This is a genomic window from Streptomyces sp. (assembly GCF_031178505.1).
Taxonomy (GTDB): domain Bacteria; phylum Actinomycetota; class Actinomycetes; order Streptomycetales; family Streptomycetaceae; genus Streptomyces; species Streptomyces gulbargensis.
On sequence record NZ_JAPSIW010000230.1, the window covers coordinates 1 to 8998 of the forward strand.

The following is an 8998-nucleotide window of genomic DNA, read 5'->3' on the forward strand; positions in this document are numbered from 1 at the left end:
CGTCGTCCTTGCCGTCCGCTGTCGCGGCGTCCACGGCGACACCGCTCGCCTCGTCGAAGTGCCACCGCCCGATGGGGCCCTCACCGGCCGCCACCAGGAAGTCGACGACGCTCTGTGCGCCCCAGCGGCCGACGTCGTCCTTCGCCCGGACGTACACGCTGTAGGTGCCGGAACGTTCCGGCGTGATCTTCTGCGTGACCGAAGCGCCCTTGAGCTCACTCGACCAGGCGTCGTCCGAGGACAACTTGTACTGGTAGGAGACGTTGTTCGCATCCCCGGTCGCGGCGGCGAAAGACAGGGTCGCCGACTGGTTGGGACCGCCGCCCGGAACGCATGCGGTAGCCGTGCACGCACTGTACGGTTCCCCGACCGTGACCTTGGGCGCCTTGGGCGCGGTGGAGTCGACCTTGAAGTAGCACCAGCCCGAGGTACTGCTCGACAGATGGCTCTTGCCGGCGTTGTAGAACGAGTGCGTCCAGGCCTGGTAGCGGTACAGCTTGCCGTCTGTCAGCGCCGACCACGTGAGGGTGACAGACTTGCCGTCCCCTATGTAGCCGGATGAGGGACGTACCGACCCGTTGCCGGGGCTGGTGTCCGACCACGTGCCGTCCGCGTTCTTGTGATCGAGGTCGAAGTAGACCCGCAGCTGGGCCTCCTTCTCGCCCCCGGCCTTCGTCTGGGCGTACGCCCGAAGTGTCGGGGTCGGGTCCGAGACGACCGCTGGGTCAGCTTCCGCCCGCTCGCACACGGGACCAGAGCCGGTCATCAGCGCGATGCCGGTCGGCTTGTCCGGGAGCCCCACGAAGTCCACTGCGAGTACCGCGTCGTTGCGGAACCGCTTCCACGCCGAGGTGTCCGACTCGTCGTGGGCCCGGATCTCGAGTGTGAGCCGGGAGAATTTACCCGCCGCGAAGTTCTGCACGGTCGGGGTGAGGTTCTCGTTGGTCTCCTCCGGATTGTCGTTGAACTCGATCGGCGCGTCGGGCGAGTCCGGGTCGCACAGTGAGCCACGGCCGGCAGACACGTACCGGTCGCCCATCCAGTCCAGTTCCTTGGGCCGTGAAGACCAGGTGGTGGAGGAGGAGATGTTGTTCGTGCGGACCAGGTCCACCCAGCGAGGGCTGCACTGGAACGCCCACGGCTCAGTCACCCGGAACGTGGCGTCCAGGACCTTCTTGCCCTTCAAGCTGGCCGGCGAGAACTCGAAGTACAGCCGCTGCACGTACCCCGGCCCGCAGTAGTAGCCGCTCCAGGAGCCGCACTTGCCAGCTCCCTTACCAAGGTTGTCGCTGCCGTTGCCCCAGCCGTAGGACTCGTAGCCGTCGCTGCGCAGCAGCGTCCGCTCGGACTCACCCCAGGTGATGGTGGGATCGATGAACAGAGGAAAGGCCGACGCGTCCGTGTCGGCCAGCATCTGCGCGTCCGGCACAACCGTCAGGGCGTCTTCGTGTACCTGGACGTCCATGCGGGCGACCGTGTCGCCCTGCCCCGGCTCCAGCCCCGTCCCCGAGGCCGTACTCTCCGCCGGATCCGCCGGCTCGGGCTGCTCCGCCTCCACCCGCAGGAGCTGCGTCTTCGGCTCCGGAGCGCCCTGGCCCGCCGAGTCCCACATCTGCGCCGGCGGCGCCTTGAACACGGCCTGTCCGTCGTCGTCCAGCGCGGCCAAGTTGCCGGCGGCGCCCTCCACCACGTCCAGACCGTCAGATTCCAGGCCGAAGGTGAGCTTCTTCAGCTCTTCGCTCCCTGCCGCCTCGGGCGTCTTCACCACCAGCACCTGCTGAAAGCTCTCGACCGTCACGGTCACCTTCAGGTCGACACCCGGCAGCACCTCGGGGTACAGGGCGCTGGAGCCGTCCAGCTCAGGCTCGGGCAGAGGTCCTGGCCAGTCCAGTTCCAGCCATCGGCCCCGCTCGTCGATCCGCGCCAGCGGCGCGTCTCCGCCACCGGAGAAGGACATGTCCACGGAGGCCGCCTTCGGCCCCACCGAACCGTCGGACCGCATCTCCAGCGTGGGATCAGGCGCCTGCCAGCCGCCACCGGGCTTCGCCACCCGCACCGGCACCGACGACTCCTCCAGCGTGAACGTCGAACCATCCGGGTTGGCGAACACCGTGGTCCGCTCCCCCCTCTCTGTGGTCACCTCCACCCGCTGGCCGGACTCCTGCGCCGCCTGAAGGGCCTTCTGCCCCTCCGTCAACGGCACACCGGCCGCATCGTCACCGACCGCGGAGGCCATCGGGCCGGGCACGAAAGCCGCGACCACCGCCGCACACACGGCCGCGGTCATACCCGCAACGGCCCTGCTGTCACGTCTTCTGCCAGGCCTCCCAGCCCGGGCCTTCGGCGAGGGCAGCACTTCTCGCCCGCCTCGCAACCGAGTCCACATCCCTGCCACACCCCGCCCACACGATTCACAAAGTAGCCAGGAGTAACTAACGCCTCACCAGAGCGCCAGGTCAACAGGCAGGAAACGGACATCAACACGTCAAGTTCCGGAAGGCCACGTGAGGAAACCAACGTTTGAGCAGGGTTGTACGCCCCACGATCACACTTGCGCATCCATACCGAAACGCCGAGATCATCGACGTCGCACCTGGCTACTCAACCGGCCCGTCCAGGCGCAGGAGGTCGGACCCGAGCAGGTGGGCGGGCCAAACGCTGCTGAAGCCGCTCGCAAGCCAGCCGTTCGCCCTCCCACACCGCCAGCTCGCCGTTTATGCGGGCAACCAGGCATGTCTCAGCGACGGTCTTCCTCCAAGAGGCGGTGTGCAAGTGTGGAGCAGGTCTGCCCGGTGCAGCACCCGCCCGTCGAAGCCGAGCCGTCCGGCGCGTGGGGTGGAAGCGTGGCCGGCGCACCCAGATACTGTTCACCCCGTTGGTGCACTACGCGGCGCCGGTGCGGGTCGGGAGCGAGGCTGAGCACATTGAGCTGCCGTTCGTCCTCAAGGCCGGCTCCACGGTGTCGCTGCCGCTCATCGGGCTGGAGTGCCCAACCGGATAGGCCGGCAGCTTCGGGTCTCCCTGCACCTGGGCACCGGCCGCATCCTCCGGGCCAACGTCCACGACGCCGACACGAGCTGCGGCAGCACCCGACTGGTGAAGAAGCAGTGTTCTGACCCTGCACTATTCGATTGCTCTGCACAGGCACTGCTCAGAGCCGGGGCCGGCTCCGACCTCGGCAGATCCACGCTTCAAGGCCGGAAGATCAACTCGATGAGCAGTGCGCCGATCAGCGCCCAGGCACCGAGTCCCAGCACCCATATCAGCTCGGTAAGCGCGCCAATGAGCCTTTTCCAACCTCAGGTTGAGGCGTGACGAAGGGTGGGGATCGTCTTCACGATGGCGGTGACTCGGTTGGTGCTACAGCGGAGTTTCCGCCGGGGGCGCCAGCCCTTCAGGGCGGCCATGGCTTGCTCGCATGGCGGCGCCGACCCGGTTGGGAGCTACAGGGGAGCTGCGCACCGGCCGGTGAGCGGTCGGTGCGGGCTCGGTCTACCGGTTCGCGGCTTCGCGAGTGGCGCTCCGGTGCGTGCGGCTGACCGCGCGGCCCACCGTATTGCGCACTGCGAGGCCCGGCCGGGTGCGGGGCACCATGAGCCTGGAGAGCGGACCGACGCGTCGCTGCCGTGGGCCTACCTCGCGGCGGAGACGGGACTCGTAGACGGCGAAGGCGCGGGCGTGGTCACCGGGTTGGGCGGCGAGCTCTTCCGCGAGGGCGTACGCGCCCGCCATCGCCATGCTGGACCCGTCGCCCAGCAGGGCTGTCGCCGCCGCCGCGTCCCCGAGCAGGACGACCCGTCCGCGGGACCACGAGGGCATCCGGAGGGTGGTCAGGGGGTCGAAGAACGGGGCCGGGTGGTCGAGGAAGGCCGCCACGAGTTCCGGTGCCCGCCACCCCACGCCGGCGTAGGCGTCGGCCACGGTCTGCTTGTGAAGGGCAATGTTCTTGCGGTCGTGGGGCGCCAGCCGTGCGGCCCGGAAGGTGAAGATCGCAAGCGGAGTGGTCCGCGAGGGATGGACGACCAGCATCCGGTTCGGCACAGTCAGCATCGTCATCTCACTCGGGTCCTCGACGGCGTCGGGTTTCAGCGGCACGGTCGCGCCGTACAGGCCCAGGTCGCTCGCGAACTGCCGCTCGGGTCCGAATACCAGGCGCCGTACGGTGGAGTGCATCCCGTCGGCACCGACTACCAGGTCGAAGCGCCGTGGCGCGGACCTACGGAAGGTGACGTCCACCCCGCCTTCGTCCTGGTCGAGAGCGGTGACCGTGTCGTCGAACAAGAACTCGGCCTCGGTCTGCGCCGACCGGTGGAGCACCTCGGACAGGTCGGCTCGGGTCACCTCGACCGTCGGCGCCTTGTCCGAGGTGAGCGGGAGCTGCAGGATTCGCCTGCCGCCGGGGTCGAGCAGGGTCAGTGACCGATTGCGGGTGGCGAGCCCGCGCAGCTGCGGGAGGATGCCCATGCGGTCGGCGACCGGGATCGCGGGCCCCTTCACGACGACCGCGCTGCCACCGGAGCGCAGCTGCCGGGCATGTTCGACGACCGTTGGCCGGTAGCCGTTCCGGGAGAGCCAATATGCGAGCGCGGGCCCTGCGATTCCGGCACCGACTATCAGCACCTCGGGCTTCTTCATGACGATGACCTCTCGGAGTGTCGAGGATGACCAGCTCCCCGGCGAGTGCCGGGGCCGGCTCTCAGAGCGCGGCGGGACGGGCAGCGCAACCGGAACCAAGGTACGAAAAATTTCGTACCTCAGTGGAGCACATTCTTCAGGTACGATGCAAGTCGTACCTGAAGGAGGTGCCGCGTGGCCGGGAAAAACCTGGTCGGCCCGGAGGCCGATGCGCTCGATCTGGGGACGGTGTTTCGCGCCCTCGCCGACGAGCACCGTCGTTCGGTGATGACGGAGTTGGCCGCCGACCGCAGCGACAGCGAGCGGGGCTGCAACTCGTTCAATCTTCCGATCTCGAAGCAGACCCAGACCCACCACTTCCGAGTCCTGCGCGAGGCAGGTCTCATCGACGAGATCGACTACGGCAACCGCAAGGGCATCCGACTACGACGCGCGGACATCGACAAGAGATTTCCCGGGCTGCTCACGCTCCTGGGCGCAGAGTCCCCGGGCGGTACTGCTCCTCGCTGAGCACAGCTGAGCACGCCGGAGGGGAGTCCGGGTTGAGCCGCGAGCTCGGCCGAATCCAGCCCGCGCCCGGCTCGCAAGTAGCTGGACACGACGCGGGCACAAATGGGATCGGTGTCGCTTCGACCACTGGCTTCGTTGATCTCTAAGGGCTGTCCCGTAAAGATCCAACTCGCCGCTTCCAGTCTGGACCGCTGCCGATGAACCTGAGGCAGCGCGTCGGCATGCAGCCCTAAGGGTTCGTCGGGATCACCGGTGCGGGCAGGTCTAGAGCACGGCCGAGGGCGGAGGCGACCGGGCCGGCGTAAGCGGGCAGGTGCCGAGCGGCCCAGACAGCGGCCAGCTGGAGGAAGTCGATCAGATCTTGCTCTGCGCCGGCGAGCAGGCGACGCAGGTCCGTAACGGGTACCGCCATCGCCGGGCTGTTGTCGTGCTCGGCGTCGACGGTCAACCGGACGACTTCGCCGTCACGTTCGGCGAGCGGAGATGGGTCGTGACCGAAGGAGGCCCAGCCGGTGCCGTCGACGACCTCAAGCCAGTCGCGCCTCTCGTCCAGCCCATTGCAGCAGCCCGGCAACAACGTTGTGCCGCTTGCGGTGTCTGTGATCTGCAGGCCACCGGATGCGAAAAGGTCGTCCATGGTGAGCAGTCCATGCAGGAAGCTCCCGAGTGGGTCGGCGGGCCGGGGTGGGCGACCGTCGTCCTCGGGATCGATGTCGTTGCATTCGGCGATGCGCATTACCGCCGTGCCGACCTCGGCGGGATCGAGTGCGCCGCTGAGTGGCAGGAAGCCGTACGGTGCGGACTTGGCGACTGGCCAGAGGGTGAAGTCGTCGGAGGCGTAGACCTCCAGGACGGGCTGCAGAACGATCACCCGGGAAGTCTGCAGCATGTCTGCTGCCCGGCGTTCACGAGTGGGTCCGGCCTGCCGCGATCAAGACCGCTGGAGATCTTTTGCCGGCGCCGCAGTGATCCTTCCCCGGATAGACTCGCCGAATGTCGCTGACGCGTTTGGCCACCGTAGACGTGAGCGTGGCACTCGATCTCGCGGGTACGGAGCCCGACGTGTTCGACGTAGGCAGGTCCACGGTCGCGGTCGGGGCTGCGGCTGTTGTGATCATCGGGGATGCAGCAGACGATCCGGCAGCAGGCGGTGTGTGGAACGACCAGGAGTTCCGTCTACGAGGTCTTACGCCTGCAGTAGCCGCATCCAGGCTCACTGGTCGAGAGTCGCTCGCAGGATTGGAACCGGATCTGGACCGGCCGGTGCACTTGTTCGTTCGGGTCGACGGTCTAGCCGTCTACATTGGCCCTGTCCGCCACTCACGAAGCACCTGGACCAACGGCGAACTCAATAGTTGCCACCTGCGCATCGAGCCGCCATTGAGTCGGGAATTGCTCGACACGGTTCGGCCGCCAACCGCTGTACCCCTCTCGCCCGGCCTGGACTGGCTCGGCAGTGTCCGCACGGACCCCGGCCGGGCCTTGGAATCCTTCGTCACCGGCTGGTTTCCCGCCCAACCTGAAACCCGACCCACCGACATCGCGATACCCGGCTCCGTCCCTTATGCCTTGGCAGACTTCTACCGTCTCGCCGAGAAGCGTCCGGCCATCCTCGGAGGCCAGAACTTCATCCAACCGCTCACCAGGCTCTCGACCGACATCCGCGGCGAGCGTCTGGTCGTCGCAACCGAGAATCAGGGCTGCTGGGACTGGTCCATCCCGTGGCAGCTCGACGCTGCCAGCACCGATCCGGACGTCTGGCTGACCGAGGACGACGCGCCGGCCCGCGAGGAGGAGCCGCTGAGCCGGTTCCTCCTGCAGTTCTCGTTGTATGAGGCTTCGATGACTGCCCCGTACCAGGCATTCCTCCGCAATCTGCCCGAGCAGCTGCTGTCAGAGCTGGAAGCCTGCCTGCATCGCGTACCGCTACGGCCGTTCCTGGCGCCCATCGGTCCGACGAACTTCCTCGTCGCACCGGGCCTGGTCGCTCATATCTCGCCCGAGCTGAACAGCAGCAATGAGTCCGACGTCTGGATCGGCGCCCTGCATCGCAGCGCGCTGCGGCCGCTTTCCCGACTCCAGCTGCCATGGCGGCGATTCGATGGTTGAGTCAGAGGTTCCTGACAGCGTAGTGATCGCGACCATGCTCCTCATCGACCATCGACATAGATCCGCTACGCAGTCAAGGCGAGGTTGTGGAGGCGAGCGATGCCGAGCATGGCGTGGTGAACGCCGTCGGCCTTCAGACGGCAGTCACGGAGGACCTTCCAGCTCTTCATGCGGGCGAAGGCGTGCTCGATACGGGCGCGGACCTTGCGGTGGGAAGCGTTGTGCTCTTCCTTCCACGCCGGTAGCTCGGTCTGGCCACGTTCTCGGCGGTGCGGGATGACCAGGCCGGTGCCGCGGTAGCCGCCGTCTGCGATCACGGTGGTGTTGCCGACCAAGCTCTTGGCTCCGGACAGTTCCCACGCCTTGCAGTCGTTGTGGTTGCCGGGCAACGGCTGGCCGACCACCACGACGTGCCGGGTGTCGGCGTCGATGACGACCTGATGGTTGGTGGAGTAGCGGTAGTTCTTCGACCGCTCGGCAATGGTGTGGTCGCGAGTGGGGACCAAGGTGCCGTCCACGATGAGGACGGTGCTCTTGCGGAATCGCCTGCGGGGCTTGAGCGCGAGCAGGGGGCCGAGGTGGCTGACAATGCGGTTGGCTGCGGACTTCGAGACGCCGAACAGTGGGGCGAGCTGCCGCAACGTCAAGTTGGTACGCCAGTAGACCGTGACCAGCAGCACCCGATCCTCCAGCGGCAGGCTCCACGGCCGGCCTCTGCGAACCGGGTCAGCCCCCTCATGCCGCAGCTGTGCCACCAACGTGCCGAAGGAGCGGGGGCTCAACCCGGTGAACGGGGCTATCCAGGACGGCTGCGACGCCGTGATCACACCAGCCACGACGGGAGCCTCACACGGTTCACGCCGGGGCTGGTGTGTTGATCACTTGCTGGACAGGCGGAGGTCGCCGGACCAGGTCTCACACCGGACACGGCCGGAGTCGAAGGTGATCTCCAGTGCGATCCGCCCGCTGTCCGGGACACTCTCCTCGCTGACTGCCAGCACCATCTCGCCGAGGTGATCCGCGAACGGGGTCCCGCCGCTGATTGGCGCCACCTCGATGCGGCCGGACTCCGCCATGTCGTATCCCGCGAAGGGAGCCGATGCCTCCACGATCAGGCACCAGCCCGAACCGGTCGTGATGCGCGTGGCAACCGCTTCGCTGTCGATCAGTCACACGTCCAGCGGGCCGGACGGAGCCTCTGAGTCGTACAGGTGCCACGAGGCGACCACTTGCTCAAGACGGCGCCCGACCAGGTAGTCAGGACGCACACCGACCCCGCGCAACGGGCACTCGCTCACCCTCTTCGACTCCACGCGTCGACCGTACCGTCAGGCAAACCCCCAGCTCACGTCCTTATACGGGACAGCCCTTAGCCTTGTCTGCATGGAGCTTGGCCGAACGCCAGCAGCGCGGACCGCGACGGGGGCGAATGGGCGGGACCCCACGCGACAGCCGTCATTTGCGAAGTCGTGAACGGTACTCGCCCGGGGCCGTGCCTCGGGCACGTTTGAAGGCGCGGCTGAAAGCGTGCGGAGAGCCATATCCGACCGCGCCGGAGATCGACTCGACCGGCTCATCGGTATCGCGGAGCCTGACGGACGCCAGGTCGATGCGCCACTGCGTCAGGTACGCACCCGGCGTCTGTCCGAGGGCGGACCGGAAACGCCTGGACAGCGTCGCCCGGGAGACGCTCGTCGCGGCGGCCAGGGTCTCTGTGGTCCAGGGGTGTCCCGGTTGGGCGTGG

General features: G+C 67.4%; 8 protein-coding genes. 2 read left to right on the forward strand and 6 right to left on the reverse strand.

Annotated elements, in window-relative coordinates:
- On the reverse strand, window positions 1-2236 hold a 2236-nt coding region (locus RIF68_RS17055; protein WP_309052132.1), incomplete at its 3' end, for a PKD domain-containing protein.
- Window positions 2237-3492: 1256 nt separating this feature from the next.
- Window positions 3493-4635: an FAD-dependent monooxygenase gene (locus tag RIF68_RS17065; RefSeq protein ID WP_309052125.1), complete on the reverse strand. Its 1143-nt coding sequence runs from the start codon at window positions 4633-4635 to the stop codon at window positions 3493-3495.
- Between the two features lie 174 nt (window positions 4636-4809).
- On the opposite strand from RIF68_RS17065, the gene RIF68_RS17070 reads away from it, so the two are divergent.
- Window positions 4810-5145 carry a winged helix-turn-helix domain-containing protein gene (locus tag RIF68_RS17070; RefSeq protein ID WP_309052126.1) on the forward strand — a complete coding sequence of 112 codons (336 nt, stop codon included), beginning with the start codon at window positions 4810-4812 and terminating at the stop codon, window positions 5143-5145.
- A 229-nt stretch (window positions 5146-5374) separates the two neighbouring features.
- Here RIF68_RS17070 and RIF68_RS17075 read toward each other — a convergent pair whose 3' ends face one another.
- Window positions 5375-6016: a hypothetical protein gene (locus RIF68_RS17075; RefSeq protein WP_309052127.1), complete on the reverse strand. Its 642-nt coding sequence runs from the start codon at window positions 6014-6016 to the stop codon at window positions 5375-5377.
- Window positions 6017-6138: 122 nt separating this feature from the next.
- On the opposite strand from RIF68_RS17075, the gene RIF68_RS17080 reads away from it, so the two are divergent.
- Window positions 6139-7254 carry a hypothetical protein gene (locus tag RIF68_RS17080; protein ID WP_309052128.1) on the forward strand — a complete coding sequence of 372 codons (1116 nt, stop codon included), beginning with the start codon at window positions 6139-6141 and terminating at the stop codon, window positions 7252-7254.
- Between the two features lie 65 nt (window positions 7255-7319).
- On the opposite strand, the gene RIF68_RS17085 is transcribed toward RIF68_RS17080, so the two are convergent.
- The 3 genes from RIF68_RS17085 to RIF68_RS17095 form a co-directional block, all read right to left on the reverse strand.
- The gene (locus RIF68_RS17085) at window positions 7320-8090 is read right to left on the reverse strand and encodes a transposase (protein WP_309052129.1); all 771 of its coding nucleotides are present in this window, start codon (window positions 8088-8090) and stop codon (window positions 7320-7322) included.
- A 42-nt stretch (window positions 8091-8132) separates the two neighbouring features.
- Window positions 8133-8363 (reverse strand): hypothetical protein, encoded by a 231-nt coding sequence (locus RIF68_RS17090; RefSeq protein WP_309052130.1) that lies wholly within the window; start codon window positions 8361-8363, stop codon window positions 8133-8135.
- 346 nt (window positions 8364-8709) lie between these two features.
- The coding region (locus tag RIF68_RS17095; RefSeq protein WP_309052131.1) for a helix-turn-helix transcriptional regulator at window positions 8710-8998 on the reverse strand (289 nt) is incomplete at its 5' end.

What these genes read in the sequence shown, in the direction of transcription:
- RIF68_RS17065 (WP_309052125.1), bottom strand. Translation starts at nt 4,635, where the DNA reads ATGAAGAAGCCCGAGGTGCTGATAGTCGGTGCCGGAATCGCAGGGCCC.
- RIF68_RS17080 (WP_309052128.1), top strand. Translation starts at nt 6,139, where the DNA reads ATGTCGCTGACGCGTTTGGCCACCGTAGACGTGAGCGTGGCACTCGAT.